Below are 24,877 nucleotides of genomic sequence, written 5' to 3'. Positions count from 1 at the left end.
CGGGCCCGCCGCGTCAACGGACTGCCGCGTTCCGCCCACGCTCTGTAGGAAGTGACAGCACGCCGCCCCTTACGCACCGGGCGGACGGGCTTTACTCTGATCACCACTCGTTGGTTACTCATGAGTTAAACAACGGGTGCGCCGAGCCACTCGCCAGTGACTCACCAGCACCAATCTGCCCCTGAGCCAACTGTCAGAGCCAACCGCAATCAGCCAGCCACACGCACTGTCGCGGGCCCCGGAGGATGTCGTGAGCGACACACAGACCCTGATCGAGAACCGTCCGCCGTCCGTGGCGGCCCTCTTCCTGGAGCGCGTGGCGGCGACGCCGGACGCGGAGGCGTACCGCTACCCGGTGCCGACCGCCTCGGGCGAGGGCCCGGACGACTGGAAGTCCCTGAGCTGGGCGCAGGCGGCCGACCGGGTCTACGCGATCGCGGCCGGTCTGATCGAACTGGGTGTGCAGCCGGAGCAGCGCGTCGCGCTCGCCTCCTCGACCCGCGTCGACTGGATCCTCGCCGACCTCGGCATCATGTGCGCGGGCGCGGCGACGACCACCGTCTACCCGCAGACGAACGCCGAGGAATCGGCCTTCATCCTGGCCGACTCCGCGAGCAAGGTGCTGATCGCGGAGGACGCGACGCAGCTCGCCAAGGCCCAGGAGACGCGCGGCGACCTGCCCGAGCTGACCCATGTCGTGGTGATCGACCCGGCCGGCGTGGAGTCCGGTGAGGGGGTCCTCACCCTCGCCGAGCTGGAGACCCGCGGCGCCGCCTACCTGGAGAAGAACCCCGACCTGATCAAGGAGAAGGTCGGGGCGATCACCAAGGACCAGCTGGCCACCCTCATCTACACCTCAGGCACCACGGGCCGCCCCAAGGGCGTCCGGCTGCCGCACGACAACTGGTCGTACATGGCGAAGGCCATCGCCGCGACCGGACTGGTCGGCCAGGAAGACGTGCAGTACCTGTGGCTGCCGCTCGCGCACGTCTTCGGCAAGGTGCTCACGTCCGGCCACATCGAGGTCGGGCACGTCACCGCCGTCGACGGCCGCGTCGACAAGATCATCGAGAACCTGCCGGTCGTGCAGCCGACGTACATGGCGGCCGTGCCCCGCATCTTCGAGAAGGTCTACAACGGGGTCGCCGCCAAGGCGCGGGCCGGCGGCGGCGCCAAGTACAAGATCTTCCAGTGGGCGGCCGGCGTCTCCCGCGAGTACGCGAAGGCCACGCAGGACAACTTCCGCCGCACCGGCACCGCCTCCGCGCCCTTCGGCCTCGCCGCCAAGCACAAGGTCGCCGACGCGCTCGTCTACGCCAAGATCCGCGAGGCCTTCGGCGGCAACCTGCGCGCCTGTGTCTCCGGCTCGGCCGCCCTCGCGCCGGACATCGGCTTCTTCTTCGCGGGCGCCGGCATCCACATCCTGGAGGGGTACGGGCTCACGGAGTCGTCCGCCGCCTCCTTCGTGAACCCCGGCGAGGCGTACCGCACCGGCACGGTCGGCAAGCCGCTGCCCGGCACCGAGGTGCGTATCGCGGACGACGGCGAGATCCTGCTGCGCGGCCCCGGCATCATGGAGGGCTACCACGGGCTGCCCGAGAAGACGGCCGAGGTGCTGGAGTCCGACGGCTGGTTCCACACCGGCGACATCGGCGAGCTGTCCCCCGACGGCTATCTGCGCATCACGGACCGCAAGAAGGACCTCATCAAGACCTCGGGCGGCAAGTACATCGCGCCCGCCGAGGTCGAGGGCCAGTTCAAGGCCGTCTGCCCGTACGTCTCCAACATCCTGGTGCACGGCGCCGACCGGAACTTCTGCACCGCGCTCATCTCCCTCGACGAGCCGTCGATCCTCGGCTGGGCCGCGGACAACGGCCTGTCGGGCAAGTCGTACGCCGAGGTCGTCGCCGCCCCCGCGACGGTCGAGCTCATCGACGGCTACGTCAGGACGCTCAACGAGGGCCTCCAGCGCTGGCAGACCATCAAGAAGTTCAAGCTCCTCCCGCGCGACCTCGACATCGAACACGGCGAGCTGACGCCCAGCCTGAAGCTGAAGCGCCCGGTCGTGGAACGGGAGTACAAGCACTTGATCGACGAGATGTACGCGGGCTCGCGCGAGGCCTAGCCCGGCGAAGCGATGGTGAGGGGCGGGGTCACAGACCCCGCCCCTTTCGCATCTCTCGTAGCAGGTCCTCCATGTGGCGTATGTGGTGGCGGAGTTCGGTCACGTCCTTGAGGTCGCTGGTCGCCATGTGGGTCTCTATCGCGCGCAGGCGGTCGGCGAGTTCGTCGAACTGCGCCTGCTCGCGGGCGAGCATCCGCTCCAACTGCCGGTTCTTGCGGTGCAGATCGAGGAAGACGGTCACCTTGGCGCGCAGCACCCAGGGGTCGAACGGCTTGGTGAGGTAGTCGGCGGCCCCGGTCGCGTACCCGCGGAACGCGTACCCCGCGTCGGAGTCCGTGCCGGTCAGGAAGATGATCGGTACGTCCTTGGTCTGGTCGAGCCGCTTGATGTTCGCGGCCGTCTCGAAGCCGTCCATGCCCGGCATCCGGATGTCGAGCAGGACGACGGCGAACCGCTGCCGCAGCAGCGCCTTCATCGCCTCCTCGCCCGAACGGGCGCGTACGAGCGGTTCGTTGAGGGACCCCAGGACGGCCTCCAACGCGATCAGGTTGTCCTCCATGTCGTCCACGAGGAGGATGCTGGCGCGCTCGTCGGTCGAGCCTTCAGTGCTCATGGTGATTGGTTGCCTGCCTCATTGGTTCGCCGGCGGGACGGTGGGCTCCTCCGACGCGACGGACTCGGGCGCACCGGAACCGACGGGTTCCGGAGCGCCGGTCGCGACGGAGAGGCCCTGCTCCTCGGTATCCGTGCTCTCGGGGTCCAGGAGCGCACAGACGACGGTCAGCAGCTGATCGACGTCCACCGGCTTGGGTACGTAGTCGTTCGCACCGCGCGCGATGGACTTCTCGCGGTCGCCCGGCATCGCCTTGGCGGTGAGGGCGACAATGGGAAGTCCGGCCCAGCGCGGGGTGCGGCGGATGGCGGAGATGGTCTCGTAGCCGTCCATCTCCGGCATCATGATGTCCATCAGTACGAGTTGGACGTCGGGGTTGCGCTCCAGTGTCTCGATGCCCTCGCGCCCGTTCTCCGCGTACAGGACGGGCATCCCGACCCGGCCCAGTACATGGGTGAGCGCGAAGACGTTGCGGATGTCGTCGTCCACGATCAACACCCTTCGCCCGGGCAGGACCTGACCCGCCCGACCCGCCTTCCACGCCTCCAGTTTGGTGGGTGCCGGCCAGCCGTCGTCCTGGTCGTGAACGGTGTACGGCTCGGAGGACAACTGCTCGGGCATGGTCAGGGCCCGCTCCTCGGCGCCCGGCTCGGTCGCCGAGTGCCCGGGGCTGACGACCGGCACGTACAGCGTGAAGGTGGAACCCCGGCCGGGCATGCTCTCGGCGATGATGCGGCCGCCCAGCAGGCCCGCGATCTCCCGGCTGATGGACAGGCCGAGACCCGTGCCGCCGTACTTGCGGTTCGTCGTGCCGTCGGCCTGCTGGAACGCCTCGAAGATCACCGGGAGTTTCTCCGGGGCGATGCCGATGCCGGTGTCGGAGACCGCGAAGGCGATCACGTGGTCGCTCTTCTCGCGGGTGTAGCGGTGCTCGGTGTCCTTGACGCCGTTGACGCGCAGCTCGACCCGGCCCGTCGCGGTGAACTTGATCGCGTTCGAGAGCAGGTTGCGCAGGATCTGCTGGAGCCGCTGCTCGTCCGAGTACATCTCGCGCGGTACGTCCTCGCCGACCGCCACCTCGAAGGCGAGCCCCCGGTCCAGCGTGAGCGGCCGGAACGTGGCGTGGACGTAGTCGAGCAGCTTGATCAGCGGCAGCTTCTTCGGGCGTACGTCCATCCGGCCGGCCTCGATCTTCGACAGGTCGAGGATGTCGTTGATCAGCTGGAGGAGGTCGGAGCCCGAGCGGTGGATCGTCGTCGCGAACTGCACCTCCTGGTCCGAGAGATGACCGTCAGGGTTGTCGGAGAGCAGCCGGGCCAGGATCAGCAGCGAGTTGAGCGGGGTCCGCAGCTCGTGCGACATGTTCGCCAGGAACTCCGACTTGTACTGGGAGCTGGTGGCCAACAGCGCCGCCTTCTCCTCCAGTTCGGCGTTCGAGCGCTGCAACTCGGCCTGCTGCGACTGCAGTTCGTCCGAGCGGTCCTGGAGCTGGACGGCCAGGCGCTGCGACTCGCCCAGCAGCGACTCCGTACGGGAGTTGGCGATGATGGTGTTGATCGCGACGCCGATGGTGTTCACGAACTGGTCGAAGAACGCCAGGTGCACATCGGAGAAGCGGGAGAACGAGGCGAGCTCGATCACCCCCAGCAGCTTGTCCTCGAAGAGGATCGGGATGATGACGACACTCGCGGGAGCCGCCTCCCCCAGACCGCTGTTGATCTTGATGTAGTCCGGCGGGGCCTCCTCCACCAGGATCCGCTTCTTCTCCCGCGCGGCCTGCCGTACGAGCCCATGCACCGGCATGGTGCCCGTGTCGACGGTCGCGCCCTGCGCCGAGCCGTACCCCGCGATGAAGGCGAGCCCCTTGGCGGGCACGGCCGTGTGCAGCGAGGCGCCGTCCTCCTCCGGGTCGGCCAGGAAGAAGGCGCCGTACTGCGCGTTGACCAGCGGAGTCAGCTCGCGCAGGATCAGGTCGGCGACCTCCATCAGGTCCCGGTGGCCCTGCATCAGGGCGGCGAGACGGGCGAGGTTCGACTCCAGCCAGTCCTTCGCACGGGTCGTCTCGCGGAGGTTGGCCACCATCAGGTTGATGTTGTCCTTCAGCTCGGCGACCTCGCCCTGCGTCTCCACCGTGATGGAGCGGGACATGTCGCCCTGGGCCACCGCGGACGCCACCTCGGCGATCGCGCGGACCTGGGTGGTGAGGTTGGACGCCAGCTCGTTCACGTTCGTCGTCAGGCGCTTCCAGGTGCCGTACACGCCCTCCACCCGTGCCTGGCCACCGAGTTGGCCCTCGGAGCCCACCTCGCGGGCCACGCGCGTGACCTCGGACGAGAACGACGACAGCGTGTCCACCATCGTGTTGATCGTGGTCTTCAGCTCCAGGATCTCGCCGCGCGCGTCCACGTCGATCTTCTTGGAGAGGTCGCCCTGGGCCACCGCGGTCGCGACCTGCGCGATGTTCCGCACCTGCGAAGTCAGGTTGTCCGCCATGTAGTTGACGTTGTCGGTCAGGTCCCGCCAGACGCCGGACACGCCGAGTACCTGGGCCCGGCCGCCGAGCCGTCCGTCGGTGCCGACCTCGCGGGCCACGCGGGTCACCTCGTCGGCGAAGGCGCGCAGCTGCTCCACCATCGTGTTGACGGTGTCCTTCAGTTCCAGGATCTCGCCGCGCGCGTCGACCGTGATCTTCTTCCCGAGGTTGCCGTTCGCCACGGCCGTGGTCACCTGGGCGATGTTCCGCACCTGTGAAGTCAGGTTCAGCGCCATGAAGTTGACGTTGTCGGTGAGGTCCTTCCAGACGCCGGAGACACCGCGCACCTGGGCCTGCCCGCCGAGGTTTCCTTCTGTTCCCACCTCGCGGGCGACGCGGGTGACTTCGTCGGCGAAGGCGGAGAGCTGGTCGACCATGGTGTTGATGGTGGACTTCAGCTCCAGGATCTCGCCCTTCGCCTCCACCGTGATCTTCTTGCCGAGGTCGCCCTGGGCCACGGCGGTGGAGACGAGCGCGATGTTGCGGACCTGTGAAGTCAGGTTGTCCGCCATGAAGTTGACGTTGTCGGTCAGGTCCTTCCAGACCCCGGACACGCCACGGACCTGCGCGCGCCCGCCGAGGTTTCCTTCCGTGCCGACCTCGCGGGCGACGCGGGTGACCTCGTCGGCGAAGGCGGAGAGCTGGTCGACCATCGTGTTGATCGTCGACTTCAGCTCCAGGATCTCGCCCTGCGCGTCGACCGTGATCTTCTGGCTCAGGTCGCCGTTGGCCACGGCCGTGGTCACCTGGGCGATGTTGCGGACCTGTGAAGTCAGGTTCGAGGCCATGAAGTTGACGTTGTCGGTGAGGTCCTTCCAGACCCCGGACACCCCGCGCACCTGCGCCCGGCCGCCCAACCGGCCCTCCGTGCCGACCTCACGGGCCACACGCGTGACCTCGTCGGCGAAGGCGGAGAGCTGGTCGACCATCGTGTTCACGGTCAGCTTCAGTTCGAGCAGCTCACCGGTCGCCTCGACCGTCACCGTGCGGGTCAGGTCGCCGCGCGCCACCGCCGTGGTGACCAGGGCGATGTCACGGACCTGGGCGGTCAGCCGGGACGCCATCGTGTTCACCGCCTCGGTCACGTCCCGCCAACTGCCCGACAGGCCCGTCACCTTGGCTCGGCCGCCCAGCCGACCCTCCGTGCCGACCTCGCGGGCGACCCGGGTCACCTCGCCGGTGAACAGGGACAGCTGATCGACCATCTTGTTGACCGTCCGCCCCAACCGGCGCAGATCGCCCCGCAGTTGACGGTTCCCGTCGTGCAGGTCGACGCGCTGCGTCAGGTCGCCGCCCGCCACCGCGTCGAGCACCCGGGTCGCGTTGGCGGCCGGCGCCACCAGCGCGTCCAGCAGCTGGTTCACGTCGTTGACCCGGGTCGTCCAGTGGCCCTGGCCCGGACTCGCGGAGAGCCGCTCGTCGAGCCGGCCGTGGCGGACGAGCTCCCGGCGGACGCGCTGCGCCTCGGAGTTGAAGTGCAGGCTGCGGTCCAGGATCTGGTTGAACACGGTGACCAGCTCGGCCACCATCCCGTGGCCGGATTCGGGCACCTTGCTGAAGTCGCCGTCTCGGGCGGCGGTCATGGCGGCGAGCAGAGGACGCAGATCTGATGCCCGAATCTGTCCGTCTTCGAGCACACGCGTAGCACTGTTCTCACTCATGGTGGCCCAACTTCGGTAACTCGGCGCTTATGGGCGTGGTCAGTCTGTCACTCTGTCCGCATCGCCTGAGGCGTATTCGTCCGAACTGCTCAGGGAGCCGCACAGTGGGGCCCATACCGACGCAACGGGAGTCCATGTCCCGTGTTCCTGAGGCGCCGGAGCGCCCGCGGGCGGTGGCGCGCACGTCCTTACCGGGCAACCCTCTCGCGCCGGGCGCCGCCCGTCGGTTCGTCCGTACCGCGCTCGCCGAATGGACCGAACTCGCCCTGCCCGGCGCCGAGTTCATCACCGACCTGCTCGTCGCCGACGCCATGGTGGTCGTCAGTGAACTCGTCACGAACGCGGTGGTGCACGCCGGCACGGACGTGGAGCTGCTGTGCCGGCTCGGCGGCTGCTCGGAGGACTGCCCGGCGGCCGCCGCGGCCGACTCCGGCGCCGCACGGGCGGCCGTTTCGCACGACGGCTCGCACGCAGGTTCGGGCAAAGACTCGGCCAACGGCTCGGCCAATGGCTCGGGCGACAGCTCGGGTGACAGCTCAGGTGCCGGCCCGGCTGCCGGCTCCGGCAATGGCTCCGAGGCGGGGCCCGTCCCCGATTCCGGCGTCCTTGTCATAGAGGTCTCCGACCACCACCCCGCACGCGTGGTGCGGGACGACGGGGCCGAGCGGCCGTACGACACCGTCGAGTACGGCCGGGGCCTGCACCTGGTCTCCGCGCTCTCCGAGGCCTGGGGCATCACCTACCGCACCGGCGTCAAGACCGTGTGGGCACGCCTGCCCGTCGACGGGACCGCGACCGTCGAGGAGGAGGCCGAGGCGTACGACGGCGAACACGCGCTGCGGCGCGGGCAGCGGGCCGCCGAGATCCTCGCCCCCGCACCCCGGCGCGGCATGCAGGACCAGGACTGGCGCAGCCGGGGCGTCCTCTCCTTCCTCGCCGAGGCCTCCGACCTGCTCGCCGGGCAGCTCGACGAGGACCTGGTCGCCGCGCTCACCGGGCAGCTGCTCGTCCCGCGGCTCGCCGACTGGTGCGCGGTGTGGCTGGAGGACGAGGCCCCGGGCCGCGCCGACGGGGGCGTCGTCGGCGGGCCACGGCTCGCCCGCGTCTGGCACGGCAGCGAGAACCGCATCGAGGAGCTGCGCCGGCTCCTGGAGAAGGACCCGCCCGAGCTGCCCGAATCGGACCGCGCCGGGCCCGTGCCCGTGCCATGGCCCGCCGAGGCGCTGGAAGCGCGGGCGACGGGCGGATCGGCACTCGCGTTCCGGCTGATCGCGGGCGGCAGACCGCTCGGCACGCTGGTCATCGGCCGGGCCGGGCAGACCCGCTTCCCCGACGAGATCACGGGGCTCGTCGAGGACCTCAGCCGCCGCGTCGCGCTCGCCATCGGCGCGGCCCGGCAGTACGCGCGCCAGGCCACCATCAGCCGCGTCCTGCAGCGCGGACTGCTGCCCGGGGCGGTCGCCGAGATCCCCGGCGTACGCAGCGCGCTCGTCTACGAGCCGTGCGACAAGGGCGGACCCAGCGGGGACTTCTACGACCTCTTCCCCGCCGGGGACGGCCGCTGGTGCTTCGCCCTCGGCGACGTACAGGGCAAAGGGCCCGAGGCGGCCGTGGTGATCGGGCTCGCCCGGCCGTGGCTGCGGCTTCTCGCCCGGGAGGGGTACGAGGTGCCCGACGTCCTCGACCGCCTCAACCAGCTGCTCCTCGACGACGCGACCGAGGCCGCCGACGCCGCCGCCCGGGCCCTGGTGTCCGCGGGCGGCACCGGGCTCGCGGACGAGGGGCCGCAGACCCGCTTCCTCTCCCTCCTCTACGGCGAGCTGGTGCCCTTCGACGGCGGAGTGCACTGCACGGTCGCCTCCGCCGGACACCCGCTGCCGTTGCTTCTGCAACCGTCCGGGGACGTCGGCGAGGTGGCCCAGCCGCAGACCCTCCTCGGCGTCTTCGAGGACGCCAGCTACCTCTGCGGGACCTTCGAGCTGCGTCCCGGCGACAGCCTCCTGTGCGTCACGGACGGCGTCACCGAGCGCCGCAGCGGGCACCGGCAGTTCGACGACGACGACGGCCTCGCCGCCGCGCTCGCCGGGTGCGCGGGCCTGAGCGCCGAGCTGATCGCCGAGCGGATCCGCCGGCTGGTCCACGAGTTCGGCGGCAAGGCACCGGAGGACGACCTGGCGCTGCTGGTGCTGCAGGCGGAGTAGGCGGAGCAGACGGTTCGGAGGCGGCCGGGCGGGGGCTGGGCGGGGAGTGCCGAAGGTGCTGGACAATGGAGTACATGCCTTCCGCACTTCCCGACGGCGAGCCCGTCCCCGACGACGGGGCGCTGCCCGCGCACGCCCTGGCCGGCGCGGCCGACCGTCCGCTCGGGTTCTACCTCCACGTCCCGTACTGCGCGACGCGCTGCGGCTACTGCGACTTCAACACGTACACGGCGACGGAGCTGCGCGGCTCGGGTGGCGTGCTCGCCTCCCGCGACAACTACGCCTCGACCCTGATCGACGAGATCCGCCTGGCCCGCAAGGTCCTCGGCGACGACCCGCGGCCCGTCCGCACGGTCTTCGTCGGCGGCGGTACGCCCACACTGCTGCCCGCCGGCGATCTCGTACGGATGCTGGGGGCGATCCGGGACGAGTTCGGGCTCGCGGCGGACGCGGAGATCACGACGGAGGCGAACCCGGAGTCGGTGGACCCGGCGTATCTGGCCGCGCTCCGGGAGGGCGGGTTCAACCGCGTCTCGTTCGGCATGCAGAGCGCGCGGCAGCACGTGCTCAAGGTCCTGGACCGTACGCACACGCCCGGCAGGCCCGAGGCCTGTGTCGCCGAGGCCCGCGCGGCCGGGTTCGACCACGTCAACCTCGACCTCATCTACGGCACGCCCGGTGAGAGCGACGACGACTGGCGGGCCTCGCTCGACGCGGCGATCGGCGCCGGGCCCGACCACGTCTCGGCGTACGCCCTGATCGTCGAGGAGGGGACGCAGCTCGCGCGCCGCATCCGGCGTGGGGAGGTGCCCATGACCGACGACGACGTGCACGCGGACCGGTACCTCATCGCGGAGGACCGCCTCTCCGCGGCGGGCTTCTCCTGGTACGAGGTCTCCAACTGGGCCACGTCCGACGCCGGGCGCTGCCTTCACAACGAGCTGTACTGGCGGGGGGCCGACTGGTGGGGGGCCGGGCCCGGGGCGCACTCCCATGTGGGGGGTGTTCGCTGGTGGAACGTAAAACATCCGGGGGCGTATGCGGGGGCTCTGGCGGCGGGGAGGTCACCCGGGGCGGGGCGGGAGCTTCTGTCTTCGGAGGACCGGCGGGTGGAGCGGATCCTGCTGGAGCTGCGGCTCCTTGAGGGGGTTCCGCTCTCTCTGCTCCAGGTGGACGGCCTGGCGGCGTCTAGGAGGGCACTGGCCGATGGGCTGCTCCAGCCTGGGCCGTACGAGTCCGGGAGCGCGGTGCTCACCCTGCGGGGGCGGCTGCTCGCGGACGCGGTGGTACGCGACCTGGTGGACTGACGCCTTTTCTCGCCCCCGCCGCCCCTACCCATTCCCTTCCCTTACTCAGGGGCTCCGCCCCCGAACCCCCGCTCCTCAAACGCCGGAGGGGCTGAATTTCAGTGGGGGTCTGGGGGCGTCGGCCCCCAGGGGAAGCCCTGCGGCCGCCCCGCTCACTCCGGTGCCGTGACGAAGTCGATCAGTTCCTCCACGCGGCCCAGCAGCTCCGGCTCCAGGTCTCGGTAGGAGTGGACCGAGCCGAGAATGCGCTGCCACGCGGCACCCGTGTTGTCGGGCCAGCCCAGGGCCCGGCACACCCCAGTCTTCCAGTCCTGCCCCCGCGGCACACGGGGCCAGTCGGGAATGCCGACGGAGGCCGGCTTCACGGCCTCCCAGACGTCGATGTACGGATGCCCCACGACAAGCGCGTACTCGCTCGTCACGGCCTCCGCGATCCGCGACTCCTTCGTGCCGGGCACGAGATGGTCGACCAGCACCCCCAGCCGCGCGTCCGCCCCGGGACCGAACTCGTCGACGATGGCGGGCAGATCGTCGATGCCCTCCAGGTACTCGACGACGACACCCTCGATCCGGAGGTCGTCACCCCAGACCCGCTCGACCAGTTCCGCGTCGTGCCGCCCCTCGACGTAGATGCGCCCCGCCCGGGCGACCCGTGCCCGGGCCCCGGGCACGGCAACCGAACCGGAAGCCGTACGACTTGGGCGTACGGGTGCGGACGACGGGCGCACCAGCGTCACCACGCGCCCCTCCAGCAGGAACCCCCGAGGCTCCAGCGGAAACACCCGGTGTTTGCCGAAGCGGTCCTCCAGCGTGACCGTCCCCGCCTCGCAGCGGATCACGGCACCGCAGAACCCGGTCCCGGGCTCCTCGACCACGAGCCCCGGCTCCGCCGCCACCTCGGGCACGGGCTTGGGCTTCTTCCACGGAGGGGTCAGGTCCGCTGAGTACTGGCGCATTCGGATGACGATAGATGACGACAGGAGAAGGTACCCGCCCGGCACACCGAGCCTCCCGCGACCTGCCGACAGGCGCCCGGGCCTCGCCGACGAGCCTCCTGCGAGACAGACCCACGAGCTCCCTACGACACGCCGAAACGCCGTGCCAGCGCGTCCCGTTGGGCCCGTACGAAGCCGGCGTCGACCGCCGCCCCGTGGCCGGGCACGTACACCGCGTCCTCGCCCCCGAGCTCCAGCAGCCGGTCCAGGGCCGCGGGCCAGCGGGCGGGGACGGCGTCGGGGCCCGCCTGGGGTTCGCCGGACTCCTCGACGAGGTCACCGCAGAAGACGATCCTCGGCGAGCCGGTCCCGGGACCGCTGGGGCGGCTGGGGCCACTGGGACCACCGGGGCTGCTGGGGCCCGCCGGGCCTCCGGGGCCTGCCGAGCCTGCCGGACCTGCCGGACCTGCCGGGCCTCCGAGGTCTCCCGGGCCTGCCGAACCTCCCCTGCCCCCGACGTCCCCCAGCTCGCCGTGGACCAGAACCGCCAGGTCGTGGGACGTGTGGCCGGGGCCCACGTTCGCCAGTAGGACCCGGACTCCGCCGCCCAGGTCGAGGGTCCTCTCGCCGGAGACGAGGTGCCGGGGGTGGACTAGCAGGTCCGCCGCGTCGGCCGCCTCGCTGGGGTCGGCGCCGTTGCGTACGGCGTCCGCCCGCAACTCGTCCCGTCCGTCGACGAGCACCCGCTCAAGACCCGCCGCTCCGAAGACCTCGGCCCCCGCGAACGCCGCCGCGCCGAAGACATGGTCGAAATGCGGGTGGGTGAGCGCGAGATGGGTGACCCGCCCGCCCCCGAGCAACCGCCGCGCCTCCGTACGCAGCCGCGCGCCCTCCCGGGGCCCCGACCCCGCGTCGATCATGAGCGCCGCACTCTCGCCCACCACGAGCCCCGCCGTGCAGTCCCACACCGGAAGCCGGCAGCGCCCCACACGCGGACCCAGTTCCTCCCACCCGGCCTCTTCCCAAGTCACCCTCATACGCCGACGCTAGCTCTACGCCCCGTGAAGTGCGCGGACAGCAGCGGGCGGCAGCGGACAGTAGTCGGGACAGAGCGGGACAGGCCCGTACACGTCGTCGTGACATCGCGGGGACGGCCTTGCCCGGGTCGTGCCCAGCGGCCGTACACTTGGCCCGGGGATGCTGGCACTCGCGCACGCTGAGTGCCAGGCAAGGCGATCGAGGATGATCGAAGACCGCGGGGAAGACCAGCTGGAGGTGTGCGCGATGCTCAGTGAACGCAGGCTCGAAGTGCTGCGCGCCATCGTCCAGGACTATGTGGGCACCGAGGAGCCGGTCGGTTCCAAGGCGCTCACGGAGCGCCACCGGCTGGGCGTCTCCCCGGCGACCGTCCGTAACGACATGGCCGTGCTGGAGGACGAGGGCTACATCGCCCAGCCGCACACCAGCGCCGGCCGTATCCCCACGGACAAGGGCTATCGCCTCTTCGTCGACAGACTCGCGGGCGTCAAGCCGATGACCGCGCCGGAGCGGCGGGCGATCCACAGCTTCCTCGACAACGCCGTCGACCTCGACGACGTCGTGGGGCGGACCGTCCGGCTCCTCGCGCAGCTCACCCGGCAGGTCGCCGTCGTGCAGTACCCGTCCCTGACGCGTTCGACCGTGCGTCATGTGGAGCTGCTGGCGCTGGCCCCGGCCCGAGTCATGCTCGTACTGATCACGGACACCGGCCGGGTCGAGCAGCGCATGGTGGACTGTCCGGCTCCCTTCGGGGAGGCCTCCGTGGCGGATCTGCGCGCGCGGCTCAACAGCCGGATCGCGGGCCGCCGTTTCGCGGACGTCCCGCAGCTGGTGCAGGATCTCCCCGACGCGTTCGAGTCGGACGACCGGGGTACGGTCGCGACGGTGCTCTCCACCCTCATGGAGACTCTCGTCGAGGAGACCGAGGAGCGGCTGATGATCGGCGGCACCGCCAATCTCACCCGCTTCGGACATGACTTTCCCCTCACCATCCGTCCGGTCCTGGAGGCACTTGAGGAGCAGGTCGTTCTCCTCAAACTCCTTGGTGAGGTCAATGATTCGGGCATGGCCGTACGGATCGGTCACGAGAACGCCCATGAGGGACTCAACTCCACGTCCGTCGTCTCGGTCGGCTACGGTTCGGGCGTCGAGGCAGTAGCAAAACTTGGCGTCGTCGGACCGACGCGCATGGATTACCCCGGAACGATGGGAGCGGTACGAGCGGTGGCACGGTACGTAGGACAGATCCTGGCGGAGTCGTAAGTGGCCACGGACTACTACGCCGTACTCGGCGTGCGCCGCGACGCGTCCCAGGACGAGATCAAGAAGGCATTCCGGCGGCTCGCACGCGAGCTGCATCCGGACGTCAATCCCGATCCGAAGACGCAAGAGCGCTTCAAGGAGATCAACGCCGCGTACGAGGTGTTGTCGGACCCGCAGAAGAAGCAGGTCTACGACCTCGGCGGTGACCCGCTGTCCCAGGCGGGCGGCCAGGGCGCGGGTGGCTTCGGCGCCGGCGGGTTCGGGAACTTCTCGGACATCATGGACGCCTTCTTCGGCACGGCGTCGCAGCGGGGCCCGCGGTCGCGCACGCGGCGCGGCCAGGACGCGATGATCCGGCTGGAGATCGACCTCGACGAGGCGGCCTTCGGCACGACGAAGGACATCCAGGTCGACACGGCCGTCGTGTGTACGACGTGCAGTGGCGAGGGCGCGGCGCCCGGCACCTCCGCGCAGACCTGTGACATGTGCCGCGGGCGCGGTGAGGTGTCCCAGGTCACCCGGTCCTTCCTGGGCCAGGTCATGACGTCCCGGCCGTGTCCGCAGTGCCAGGGGTTCGGGACGGTCGTTCCGACGCCGTGCCCCGAGTGCGCCGGTGACGGGCGGGTCCGCTCGCGGCGGACCCTGACCGTGAAGATTCCCGCCGGTGTCGACAACGGCACGCGGATCCAGCTCGCGGGCGAGGGTGAGGTCGGGCCCGGCGGCGGTCCCGCCGGTGACCTCTACGTCGAGATCCACGAGGTCGCGCACTCCACCTTCCAGCGGCGCGGTGACGACCTGCACTGCACGGTCACCATTCCGATGACCGCGGCGGCTCTCGGGACGAAGGTTCCGCTGGAGACGCTCGACGGGATGGAAGAGATCGACATCCGTCCGGGGACCCAGTCCGGGCAGTCGGTTCCGTTGCACGGGCGCGGGATCACGCACCTTCGCGGTGGCGGGCGCGGGGATCTCATCGTGCATGTCGAGGTCATGACGCCGAGCAAGCTTGATCCCGAGCAGGAGAGGGTGCTGCGGGAGTTGGCGCAGCTTCGGGGGGAGGAGCGGCCCACGGGTCAGTTTCAACCCGGGCAGCAGGGGCTGTTCTCCAGGCTGAAGGACGCGTTCAACGGTCGCTGAGGGGTTGTGCGGGGGGTTTGTTTCGCCCCCGCCGCCCCTTCCCGTCCCGTCTCGGGGGCCAGCCCCCGAACCCCCGCTCCTCAAACGCCGGAGGGGCTGAAGACTTCGCGGCCCGGGCCGACACCTTCAGCCCGTCGTGGGGGTCCCCCCGCTCGAGCGAAGCCGAGAGTGGGGGAGTTTGAGGACGAGGCCGTTCAGGCCGAAGGGGAAACCGCCCCGCGGCCTGATTCCCGTGGCTTATGCCCGAGGGAAGGCCGGATTCGGACTTGTACGGAGGACGTGACAACATGCCGTCATGTCCTCCGCGCTGACCGATCTCTTCCCACTCCCGATCGTGCAGGCCCCCATGGCGGGCGGCGTCTCCGTGCCGCAGCTCACAGCGGCCGTGTCCGAAGCCGGGGGGCTCGGTTTCCTCGCCGCCGGCTACAAAACGGCCGACGGCATGTACCAGGAGATCAAGCAGTTGCGGGGCACCACGAGCCGCCCGTTCGGCGTGAACCTGTTCATGCCGCAGCCCGAGTACGCCGACGCGGCCGCGGTCGAGGTCTACGCCCACCAACTCGCCGGCGAGGCCTCCTGGTACGAGACCGAACTGGGCGACCCCGACAGCGGACGCGACGACGGATACGACGCCAAGCTCGCCGTACTCCTCGACAACCCGGTACCGGTCGTCTCCTTCCACTTCGGCTGCCCCACGCGTGACGTCCTGGACTCCCTGAGCCGGGCCGGCACGCTGACCCTCGTCACGGCGACCACCGCCGAGGAGGCGCAGGCCGTGCAGTGGGCGGGCGCCGACGCGGTGATCGTGCAGGGCGTCGAGGCCGGCGGCCACCAGGGCACCCACCGCGACAACCCGGAGACCGACGGCTCGGGCATCGGACTGCTCTCGCTGATCGCACAGGTCCGCGAGACCGTGCAGATCCCGATCGTCGCGGCCGGCGGCATCATGCGCGGCAGCCAGATCGCCGCCGCGCTCGCCGCGGGCGCGAGCGCCGCCCAGCTCGGCACGGCGTTCCTCGCCACCCCCGAGTCCGGCGCCAACGCCGTGCACAAGCAGGCACTGACCAACCCCCTCTTCGTACGTACGGAGTTGACGCGCGCCTTCTCCGGCCGGCCCGCGCGGGGGCTGATGAACCGCTTCATGCGCGAGCACGGGCCGTACGCGCCCGCCGCCTACCCCGAGGTCCACCACCTCACCTCCCCCCTGCGCAAGGCCGCGGCCAAGGCGGGGGACGCGCAGGGGATGGCGCTGTGGGCGGGACAGGGCCACCGGCTCGCGCGCGAGCTGCCCGCCGGACAGCTGGTCGAGGTTCTCGCGGCCGAACTCGCCGCCGCGAAGACAGCGTTGTCGTCCAACTCGGGCGCGGGGCCGGTCCGTTGACCGCGCCGGTGTTCGTGGTGGATGTGGTGCCGGGCGGGCCCGAGTTCGTCCTCGACGGCCCCGAGGGACGGCACGCGGTGTCGGTGCGGCGGCTGCAGCCCGGCGAGGACGTCGTCCTCACCGACGGGCACGGGCGCTGGGCCGAGGGCGTCGTCAAGGCGGCCGAGGGCAAGGACCGGCTCGTGGTGACGGACATCGCCGGAGTACTTGAGGAGCCCGAGCCGGCTCCCCGTATCACCGTCGTCCAGGCCCTCCCCAAGGGTGACCGCGGTGAACTCGCCGTCGAGACCATGACGGAGACCGGTGTCGACGAGATCGTCCCGTGGGCCGCGTCCCGCTGCATCACGCAGTGGAAGGGCGAGCGGGGACTCAAGGCGCTCGGGAAGTGGCGGGCCACCGTGCGTGAGGCGGGCAAGCAGTCGCGGCGGGTGCGGTTTCCGCGGGTCGCGGACGCGATGACCACCAAGCAGGTTGCCGCGTTTCTCGCCGAAGCGGAGCTTGGGGTGGTGTTGCACGAGGACCGGGAGTACGGGAGCGAGCCGCTCGCTTCCGCCGAACTCCCTTCCTCCGGGCGGATCGTGCTCGTCGTCGGGCCCGAAGGCGGGGTCTCTCCCGAGGAGTTGGCGGCCTTCACCCAGGCGGGGGCGAAGGCCTGCCGGCTGGGGCGCAGCGTCCTGCGGACCTCCACGGCAGGCACGGCGGCGACGGCCCTGCTCCTGACCCGCACGGGCCGCTGGTCCTGACGAACGGGGTTAGCCCCCGCCGCCCCTACCCATTCCCGTCACTACTCGGGGGCTCCACCCCCGAACCCCCGCTCCTCAAACGCCGGAGGGGCTAAGAATTTCGCGGCCCGGGCCGACACACTCAGCCCGTCCGGCGTTTGAGGACGAGCGCGCCAGCGCGACAGGGGGGTCTGGGGGCGCAGCCCCCAGGGACGGGACGGGTAGGGGCGGCGGGGGCGAAATCATGGCCGCATGCGGTCTATCGAGCTTCGCTCGAGGGTGGCACGCTGCCGTCTATGGGGGCATTGAGGCGGATACGGCGACGAGGACCGGTCGCGGCCGGCGTCGCGGCCGTGGCCGTGTTCGGCGCGGTCGCGTGTGAACCCGGCAACGGAATCAGCGCCGCCGCGGTGGCGATCACGACCGACCAGACAGGAACCCGCGAGCTGGAGAAACAGGGCGTCGACGTCCAGTGGCTCAGCTGCACGGCCTCGTACGGCGACAAGGGCCAGACGGCGGGGAGTTCGACCGGCGCGCGGAGTGTCGCGACCGTCGACTGTGCCGGGGAGGAGAAGGACGGGCGGGAGATCACCATCAAGGGCAAGGTGACACAGGAGGTCAACGGGACCTGCGTACGGGGTGATCTGACCGCCAGGGTGGGCGGCAAGGAGTGGTTCCGGGTGGACGTGCTCGGGAACTGCAGGGCGGGCACGCCGGGTACGACGAAGCCGTGGACACCGCCCGTCGATCACGATACGACCCCACCGCCCGAGCGGCCCGGGGCGACCGTCACGGTCACGAGGACCGTCACCGAGTACCCGCACCCCACCTGCTCGTGCTTCCAGGGCAAGTGATCGAAAGCTCTGGTCGTGGACAGGACCGCTGCATAGGGTGATCGGGTGACACAGACCGCATCCGCCGCATCTGCCCCGTATCTCCGGTACCCGCATCTGCACGGCGAGTTGATCGCCTTCACCGCCGAGGACGACGTCTGGGTCGCGCCGCTCGACGGCGGCCGTGCCTGGCGGGTCAGCGCCGACAACGTGCCGGTGAACCATCCCCGCATCTCCCCGGACGGAACGACCGTCGCCTGGACCTCCACCCGCGACGGGGCACCCGAGGTGCATATCGCCCCCGTCGACGGCGGTTCCACCAAACGCCTCACGTACTGGGGGAGTTGGAAGACCCAGGTGCGCGGCTGGACCCCGGAGGGCGAGGTCCTCGCGCTCAGCACACAGGGCCAGGCGAGCCTGCGCCGCAGCTGGGCCCGGGCGATCCCGCTCGACGGCGGCCCGGCAACCACCCTCCCGTACGGGCCTGTCGGCGATGTGGCCCGGGGCGGCCCCGGCACACTCCTGCTGTCCGCACCCATGGGCCGTGAGGCCGCCTGGTGGAAGCGGTACCGGGGCGGCACGGCCGGCAAGCTGTGGATCGACCGGGAGGCGGGGGAGGCCGGCGAGTTCGTACGGCTGCACGCCGACCTGGACGGGAATCTGGAGTACCCCTCGTGGGTCGGGGAGCGGGTCGTCTTCCTCTCCGATCACGAGGGTGTGGGGGCCGTGTACTCCTCCCTCGCCGACGGGTCGGATCTGCGGCGGCACACGGGAGTTGACGGGTTCTACGCCCGCCACGCCTCCACCGACGGGACGCGCGTCGTCTACGCCTCCGCCGGTGAGCTGTGGATCCTCGACGACCTCGACGGGGCCGAGCCGCGGCGGCTCGACGTCCGGCTCGGCGGACAGCGCGTCGATCTGCAGCCGCATTCCGTGAGCGCGGCCCGCTGGTTCGGCGCCGCCGCGCCCGACCACACCGGACGCGGCAGCGCCGTCGCCGTACGCGGAGCCGTCCACTGGGTCACCCACCGCTCGGGCCCGGCCCGCGCACTCGCCGCCGAACAGGGCGTACGGGCCCGGCTGCCGCGCACCTTCCGCGCGGACGGCGAGGAGCATGTCGTGTGGGTGACGGACGCCGAGGGTGATGACGCTCTTGAGTTCGCGCCCGCCACCGGTGTCGCGCCGGGCGCCACCCCGCGACGGCTCGCCGCCGGACAGCTCGGGCGGGTGCTCGGGCTCGCGGTGGCGCCGGACGGCAGTCGCGCCGCGGTCGCCTCGCACGACGGACGCGTACTGCTCGTCGAGCGGGAGACCGGCGAGGTGCGGGAGGTCGACCGCAGCGAGGACGGCGAGGTCTCCGGGCTCGCCTTCTCGCCCGACTCGGCCTGGCTCGCCTGGTCGCACCCCGGCCCGCGACCGCTGCGCCAGCTCAAGCTCGCCAACACCGCGGACCTGTCCGTGACCGAGGCGACGCCGCTCCGATTCCGGGACTACGCGCCGGCGTTCACGCTCGACGGGAAGCATCTGGCCTTCCTGTCGGCGCGGTCCTTCGACCCCGTCTACGACGAGCACGTCTTCGACCTGGCCTTCGTCGGGGGCTCGCGGCCGCATCTCATCACCCTCGCCGCGACCACCCCCTCGCCCTTCGGGCCACAGCGGCACGGCCGGCCCTTCGAGGCGCCCGACAAGGACGAGACGCCCGACAGCGAGGGCTCCCCGGCGACACGGATCGACCTCGAAGGGCTCGGCGACCGCATCGTGCCGTTCCCCGTCGAGGCCGCCCGCTACTCCGGACTGCGGGCCGCCAAGGAAGGGCTGCTGTGGCTGCGGCACCCCGTACGGGGCGTGCTCGGCGCCTCCCGCGCCACCCCGGACGACCCGGACCCGAAGACCGACCTGGAGCGCTACGACCTCGCCCAGCAGCGCATGGAGCATCTCGCCTCGGACGCCGACGGCTTCATGGTCACCGGCGACGGCAAGCGGATCCTGCTGTGGACCGACGGAAAGCTCAAGGTCGTACCGAGCGACCGGCGAGCCTCGCTCGACGACGAGAGCGACACGAACATCACCGTCGACCTGTCGCGCATCCGCCAGACCGTCGACCCGGCCGCCGAGTGGCGGCAGATGTACGACGAGACCGGCCGCCTCATGCGCGACAACTTCTGGCGCCCCGACCTGGGCGGCACCGACTGGGACGGCGTACTGGACCGGTACCGGCCCGTGCTCGAACGGGTCGCCACCCACGACGACCTGGTCGACCTGCTGTGGGAGGTGCAGGGCGAACTCGGCACCTCGCACGCGTACGTCATGCCGCGCGGCGGCTACGGCGGCGGCGAGCGGCAGGGGCTGCTCGGCGCCGACATCTCCCGCCACGAGGACGGCCCGCAGGGCTCGCCGCAGTGGCGCATCGACCGCATCCTGCCCTCGGAGACCTCCGACCCCGAAGCGCAGTCGCCGCTCGCCGCGCCCGGGGTCGCCGTACGCGCCGGGGACGCGATCGTGGCCGTCTCCGGGCGGCCCGTCGACCCGGTGACCGGGCCCGGACCGCTGCTCGTCGGCACGGCGGGCAAGGCCGTCGAGCTCACCGTGTCCCCTGCGGGCGGCGGCGATCCGCGGCACGCCGTCGTCGTACCGATCTCCGACGAGGAACCGCTGCGCTACCACGCGTGGGTCGCCGACCGGCGTGCCTACGTCCACGAGAGGTCCGGCGGCCGGCTCGGCTATCTGCACGTGCCCGACATGCAGGCGCCCGGCTGGGCCCAGATCCACCGCGACCTGCGGATCGAGGTCGCCCGCGAGGGCCTCGTCGTGGACGTCCGCGAGAACCGCGGCGGCCACACCTCCCAGCTGGTCGTCGAGAAACTCGCCCGGCGCATCGTCGGCTGGGACCTCGCGCGCGGCATGCGGCCCACCAGCTATCCGGAGGACGCGCCGCGCGGGCCCGTCGTCGCCGTCGCCAACGAGTTCTCCGGCTCGGACGGCGACATCGTGAACGCCGCGATCAAGGCCCTCGGCATCGGCCCGGTCGTCGGTACGCGTACGTGGGGTGGTGTCGTCGGGATCGACAGCCGGTACCGGCTGGTCGACGGGACGCTCGTCACCCAGCCCAAGTACGCGTTCTGGCTCGAGGGTTACGAGTGGGGCGTGGAGAACCACGGCGTCGACCCGGACGTCGAGGTGGTCCAGGCGCCGCAGGACTACGCGGCCGGGCGTGATGTGCAGCTCGACGAGGCGATTCGTATCGCGCTGGCGGCGCTGGAGGAGAACCCGGCGAGGACGCCTCCGCTGTTGCCGGGTTCGTAGGCGACTCGGGTTCGTCGGGTGCGGGTGCGCGGGGGCTGGTGGTGGAGTTCCCCGCGCGCCTAAGGGGGCACGTGTGTGTGGGGCCCTCGGTACCATGCCGGGGCAACGATCATCCAGCGTGAGGAGCCACGCATGGCAGGCGCAGCGAAGCAGGACTGTCTGTTCTGCAAGATTGTCGGGGGGCAGATCCCGGCGACCGTCGTCCGTGAGACCGAAACGACCGTCGCCTTCCGGGACATCAACCCGCAGGCACCCATCCACGTCCTGGTGATCCCGAAGGTCCACCACCCGGACGCCGCCTCCCTCGCGATCGCCGAACCGGCGATCCTCGCCGACGTCGTGCGTGAGGCCGGTGAGGTCGCCGCCGAGGAGAAGCTCGACAGCTACCGCATCGTCTTCAACACCGGCAGCGGGGCGGGCCAGACCGTCTTCCACGCGCACGCCCACGTGCTGGGCGGCCGCGGCATGCAGTGGCCCCCGGGCTAGTCGCGGCGCCAGGGAAACTCGGGTAACTCGACGTGTCCGTACGCGAATTGGTGGTCCTCGGCACCGCCAGCCAGGTGCCCACCCGGCACCGCAACCACAACGGCTATCTGCTGCGCTGGGACGGCGAGGGCATCCTCTTCGACCCCGGCGAGGGCACGCAGCGGCAGATGCTGCGCGCCGGGGCCGCCGCGCACGACCTCCACCGGATCTGCGTCACGCACTTCCACGGCGACCACTCCCTCGGCCTCGCCGGGGTGATCCAGCGGATCAACCTCGACCGGGTGCCGCACGAGATCACCGCCCACTTCCCGCGCTCCGGGCAGCGGTTCTACGACCGGCTGCGGTACTCGACCGCCTACCGCGAGACGGTCCCGCTCACCGAGGCGCCGGTCGACTCCGACGGCGTCCTCGCGTCCACGGCGTCGTACACGCTGGAGGCCCGCAAGCTCTCCCACCCCGTCGAGTCGTACGGCTACCGGCTCGTCGAGCCCGACGGGCGGCGGATGCTGCCCGAGCGGCTCGCCTCGTACGGGATCAAGGGGGCGGACGTGGGGCGGATCCAGCGGGAGGGCGCGCTGGGGGAGGTGTCGCTCGACGACGTCAGCGAGGCGCGGCGCGGGCAGCGGTTCGCGTTCGTCATGGACACCCGGCTGTGCGACGGGGTGTACGCGCTCGCGGAGGGCTGCGACATGCTCGTCATCGAGTCGACGTTCCTGGACGGGGACGTCAAACTCGCCGTCGACCACGGTCACTTGACGGCAGGTCAGGCGGGAGCGGTGGCCCGGGCCGCGGGCGTACGGCATCTCGTGCTCACGCACTTCAGCCAGCGGTACGACGATCCCGCCGAGTTCGAGCGGCAGGCACGGGCCGCCGGGTTCGAGGGGGAGCTGACGGTGGCGCACGATCTGCTGCGGGTGCCGGTTCCGAAGCGCAGATGAAACGGCCGTACGATGCCTTGATGCCCATCCCGAAAGCCGAACTGCACCTGCACATCGAAGGCACCCTGGAGCCCGAGCTGGCCTTCGCGCTAGCCGCGCGCAATGGTGTCCCGCTCCCGTACGCGGACACCGACGATCTCCGCAAGGCGTATCAGTTCTCGGACCTGCAGTCGTTCCTGAACCTGTACTACGAGCTCATGGCCGTGCTCCGGACCGAGGACGACTTCGCCGACCTCGCCGACGCGTATCTCGCGCGGGCCGCCGCGCAGGGGGTGCGGCACGCGGAGATCTTCTTCGATCCGCAGGCGCACATCTCCCGGGGCGTCGGGATCGGGACCGTCGTGGAGGGGCTCGGGCGGGCGCTCGACCGCAGCGAGACCGTGCACGGGGTCTCCACCCGGCTGATCATGTGCTTCCTGCGGGACGAGTCCGCCGAGTCCGCGATGGAGACGCTGCAGGCCGCGAAGCCGTACCTCGGCCGGATCGTCGGCGTCGGACTCGACTCCGCGGAAGTCGGGCATCCGCCCGTCAAGTTCCGTGAGGTGTACGAGGCCGCCGCCGCGCTCGGGCTGCGGCGGGTCGCCCACGCGGGGGAGGAGGGGCCGCCCTCCTACATCACCGAGGCGCTCGACGTGCTCGGCGTCGAGCGGATCGATCACGGGCTGCGGTGCATGGAGGATCCTGAGCTGGTCGCTCGGCTCGTGCGGGAGCGGGTGCCGTTGACGTTGTGTCCGCTGTCCAACGTGCGGCTTCGGGCCGTGGACGTCCTGGAGGAGCATCCGTTGCCCGCGATGCTCGACGCGGGGCTGTTGTGCACCGTCAACTCCGATGATCCCGCGTACTTCGGTGGGTACGTCGGGGACAACTTCCTTGCCGTGGGGGAGGCGTTGGGGCTGTCCTCCGAGCGGTTGCGGGACCTCGCCCGCAACTCGTTCGTGGCGTCCTTCCTCGACCACGACGAGGAGCGGCGGGCGCGGTACCTCGCGGAGGTGGAGGCGTACGAGTTCCCGTAGGGGAGCGGGGCTTTTCTTCGGCCTGAACGGCCTCGTCCTCAAACGCCGGACGGGCTGGTAGTCAGCCCCTCCGGCGTTTGAGGAGCGGGGGTTCGGGGGCGGAGCCCCCGAGTAGTGACGGGAACGGGTAGGGGCGGCGGGGCGAAATCCGTCTGGGCCCGGCGTGACCCGGCACGCCCCGTCGTGCGATTGGTGCACACTGGCCTGATTCCGCACCACCTCATGGGAGCGCACCGTGACCGCGTCCAACGGAGAGGGACGGCACAGCCAGGCCGCCCAGGTCGACCCCCTCACAGGGCTGCGCGCCCAGGACGACCCGCCCTGGGACGTCTACCTCACCGGCACAGTCTTCCTCGACATCATCTTCACCGGACTCGACTCCGCCCCGGTCCGCGGCACCGAGTCCTGGGCCCGCGGCATGGGTTCGAGCCCCGGCGGCGTGGCGAACATGGCGACCGCACTGGCCCGGCTCGGCCTCAGGACGTCCCTGGCGGCGGCCTTCGGTGACGACCACTACGGCGAGTACTGCTGGGACGCCCTGGAGCAGGGCGAACGCATCGACCTCTCCACGTCACGCACGGTACCGGGCTGGCACTCCCCGGTGACCGTCTCGATGGCGTACGAGGGCGAGCGGACGATGGTCAGCCACGGCCACGAGCCGCCCCCGGAGGAGCCCGCCCCGGACTGCCCGCCCCGCGCACGCGCGGCCGTCGCCTCGCTCACGCCCGGCATCCGCGCCCCCTGGCTCGCCGGGGCGGCGGGCAAGGGGACCAGGATCTTCGCCGACGTCGGCTGGGACGACACGGGCCGCTGGGACCTCGCAGGCCTCCCCGACCTGGCGCACTGCGAGGCGTTCCTGCCGAACGCCCAGGAGGCCATGCGGTACACGGGCGCCACCTGCCCCCGCGCCGCCGCCCACGCGCTCACCGAGCACGTGCCGCTCGCCGTCGTCACTCTCGGTGCCGAGGGCGCGTACGCCGTGGACGGAAGGACCGGGGAGACCGCCGAGGTTCCGGCCATCGAGGTCGAGGCCATGGACCCCACCGGCGCGGGGGACGTCTTCGTGGCCGGGTTCGTCACGGGCACCCTGGCCGGCTGGCCGCTGGCCGACCGGCTCGCCTTCGCGGGCCTCACCGCCGCCCTGTCGGTCCAGGAGTTCGGGGGATCCCTGTCCGCCCCCGGCTGGTCGGAGATCGCGGGGTGGTGGCGGCGTGTGCAGTCGTACGACCACCAGGATCCGGCGGCGCTCGGCCGGTACGCCTTCCTGGAACCCCTCCTTCCGGAGACGAGCCGGGCGTGGCCCCTGAGGCGGGCGGTACCGACGATCGGGTTCGGCGGATCCGCGTGAGGGCACGGGCGGATTCGCCCGGGGCCACCGGTGCGGGCGA

General features: G+C 71.2%; 17 protein-coding genes. 13 read left to right on the top strand and 4 right to left on the bottom strand.

The features are described 5' to 3' along the window. The first annotated feature begins 250 nt into the window (after positions 1-250). Positions 251-2,125, top strand: coding sequence for an AMP-dependent synthetase/ligase (locus tag ACH4YP_RS20985; RefSeq protein ID WP_398491714.1), 1,875 nt, complete (start codon positions 251-253; stop codon positions 2,123-2,125). Between the two features lie 28 nt (positions 2,126-2,153). Here the strand turns inward: ACH4YP_RS20985 and ACH4YP_RS20980 are convergent, their stop codons facing one another. Together ACH4YP_RS20980 and ACH4YP_RS20975 are read right to left on the bottom strand one after the other, a co-directional pair. Then, on the bottom strand, positions 2,154-2,738 hold the full coding sequence (locus tag ACH4YP_RS20980) for a response regulator (protein ID WP_361069655.1): 585 nt from the start codon (positions 2,736-2,738) through the stop codon (positions 2,154-2,156). An 18-nt stretch (positions 2,739-2,756) separates the two neighbouring features. Then, complete coding sequence (locus ACH4YP_RS20975) at positions 2,757-6,854, bottom strand: HAMP domain-containing protein (RefSeq protein ID WP_398491712.1); 4,098 nt, start codon at positions 6,852-6,854, stop codon at positions 2,757-2,759. 212 nt (positions 6,855-7,066) lie between these two features. Between ACH4YP_RS20975 and ACH4YP_RS20970 the strand changes: the two genes are divergently transcribed. Continuing rightward, positions 7,067-9,133 carry a SpoIIE family protein phosphatase gene (locus tag ACH4YP_RS20970; RefSeq protein ID WP_398491710.1) on the top strand — a complete coding sequence of 689 codons (2,067 nt, stop codon included), beginning with the start codon at positions 7,067-7,069 and terminating at the stop codon, positions 9,131-9,133. Positions 9,134-9,207: 74 nt separating this feature from the next. After that, complete coding sequence (hemW, locus tag ACH4YP_RS20965) at positions 9,208-10,440, top strand: radical SAM family heme chaperone HemW (RefSeq protein ID WP_361069647.1); 1,233 nt, start codon at positions 9,208-9,210, stop codon at positions 10,438-10,440. Positions 10,441-10,592: 152 nt separating this feature from the next. On the opposite strand, the gene ACH4YP_RS20960 is transcribed toward hemW, so the two are convergent. Further along, positions 10,593-11,396, bottom strand: coding sequence for a DUF3097 domain-containing protein (locus ACH4YP_RS20960; protein WP_398491707.1), 804 nt, complete (start codon positions 11,394-11,396; stop codon positions 10,593-10,595). Between the two features lie 122 nt (positions 11,397-11,518). Further along, positions 11,519-12,412 (bottom strand): MBL fold metallo-hydrolase, encoded by an 894-nt coding sequence (locus ACH4YP_RS20955; RefSeq protein ID WP_398491705.1) that lies wholly within the window; start codon positions 12,410-12,412, stop codon positions 11,519-11,521. Between the two features lie 247 nt (positions 12,413-12,659). On the opposite strand from ACH4YP_RS20955, the gene hrcA reads away from it, so the two are divergent. The 10 genes from hrcA (at position 12,660) to ACH4YP_RS20905 (ending at position 24,837) form a co-directional block, all read left to right on the top strand. Continuing rightward, positions 12,660-13,676, top strand: coding sequence for a heat-inducible transcriptional repressor HrcA (hrcA, locus tag ACH4YP_RS20950; RefSeq protein WP_361069665.1), 1,017 nt, complete (start codon positions 12,660-12,662; stop codon positions 13,674-13,676). Further along, positions 13,677-14,813, top strand: a complete 1,137-nt coding sequence (gene dnaJ, locus ACH4YP_RS20945) for a molecular chaperone DnaJ (RefSeq protein WP_361069639.1) — start codon at positions 13,677-13,679, stop codon at positions 14,811-14,813. It abuts the gene before it with no gap. 295 nt (positions 14,814-15,108) lie between these two features. Then, positions 15,109-16,194 (top strand): nitronate monooxygenase, encoded by a 1,086-nt coding sequence (locus ACH4YP_RS20940; protein WP_398491703.1) that lies wholly within the window; start codon positions 15,109-15,111, stop codon positions 16,192-16,194. Then, positions 16,191-16,937 carry a 16S rRNA (uracil(1498)-N(3))-methyltransferase gene (locus ACH4YP_RS20935; protein WP_361069633.1) on the top strand — a complete coding sequence of 249 codons (747 nt, stop codon included), beginning with the start codon at positions 16,191-16,193 and terminating at the stop codon, positions 16,935-16,937. Before ACH4YP_RS20940 ends, ACH4YP_RS20935 begins: the two co-directional genes overlap by 4 nt. Positions 16,938-17,212: 275 nt before the next feature. Next, complete coding sequence (locus tag ACH4YP_RS20930) at positions 17,213-17,770, top strand: hypothetical protein (RefSeq protein ID WP_361072963.1); 558 nt, start codon at positions 17,213-17,215, stop codon at positions 17,768-17,770. A gap of 45 nt (positions 17,771-17,815) precedes the next feature. After that, positions 17,816-21,052, top strand: coding sequence for a S41 family peptidase (locus ACH4YP_RS20925; protein ID WP_398491700.1), 3,237 nt, complete (start codon positions 17,816-17,818; stop codon positions 21,050-21,052). Positions 21,053-21,184: 132 nt separating this feature from the next. Beyond that, positions 21,185-21,538 carry a histidine triad nucleotide-binding protein gene (locus ACH4YP_RS20920; protein ID WP_361072956.1) on the top strand — a complete coding sequence of 118 codons (354 nt, stop codon included), beginning with the start codon at positions 21,185-21,187 and terminating at the stop codon, positions 21,536-21,538. Positions 21,539-21,570: 32 nt separating this feature from the next. After that, positions 21,571-22,476 carry a ribonuclease Z gene (locus tag ACH4YP_RS20915; RefSeq protein WP_398491698.1) on the top strand — a complete coding sequence of 302 codons (906 nt, stop codon included), beginning with the start codon at positions 21,571-21,573 and terminating at the stop codon, positions 22,474-22,476. Between the two features lie 20 nt (positions 22,477-22,496). Beyond that, positions 22,497-23,489 carry an adenosine deaminase gene (locus tag ACH4YP_RS20910; RefSeq protein ID WP_398491696.1) on the top strand — a complete coding sequence of 331 codons (993 nt, stop codon included), beginning with the start codon at positions 22,497-22,499 and terminating at the stop codon, positions 23,487-23,489. A gap of 235 nt (positions 23,490-23,724) precedes the next feature. Continuing rightward, on the top strand, positions 23,725-24,837 hold the full coding sequence (locus tag ACH4YP_RS20905) for a carbohydrate kinase family protein (protein WP_398491694.1): 1,113 nt from the start codon (positions 23,725-23,727) through the stop codon (positions 24,835-24,837). Positions 24,838-24,877: the final 40 nt, after the last annotated feature.

It is taken from the genome of Streptomyces sp. NPDC020747 (assembly GCF_044334695.1).
In the GTDB taxonomy this organism is placed as follows: domain Bacteria; phylum Actinomycetota; class Actinomycetes; order Streptomycetales; family Streptomycetaceae; genus Streptomyces.
Note: the sequence above shows the minus strand (reverse complement) of the source record. Positions and strands in the feature narration are given on the sequence as shown.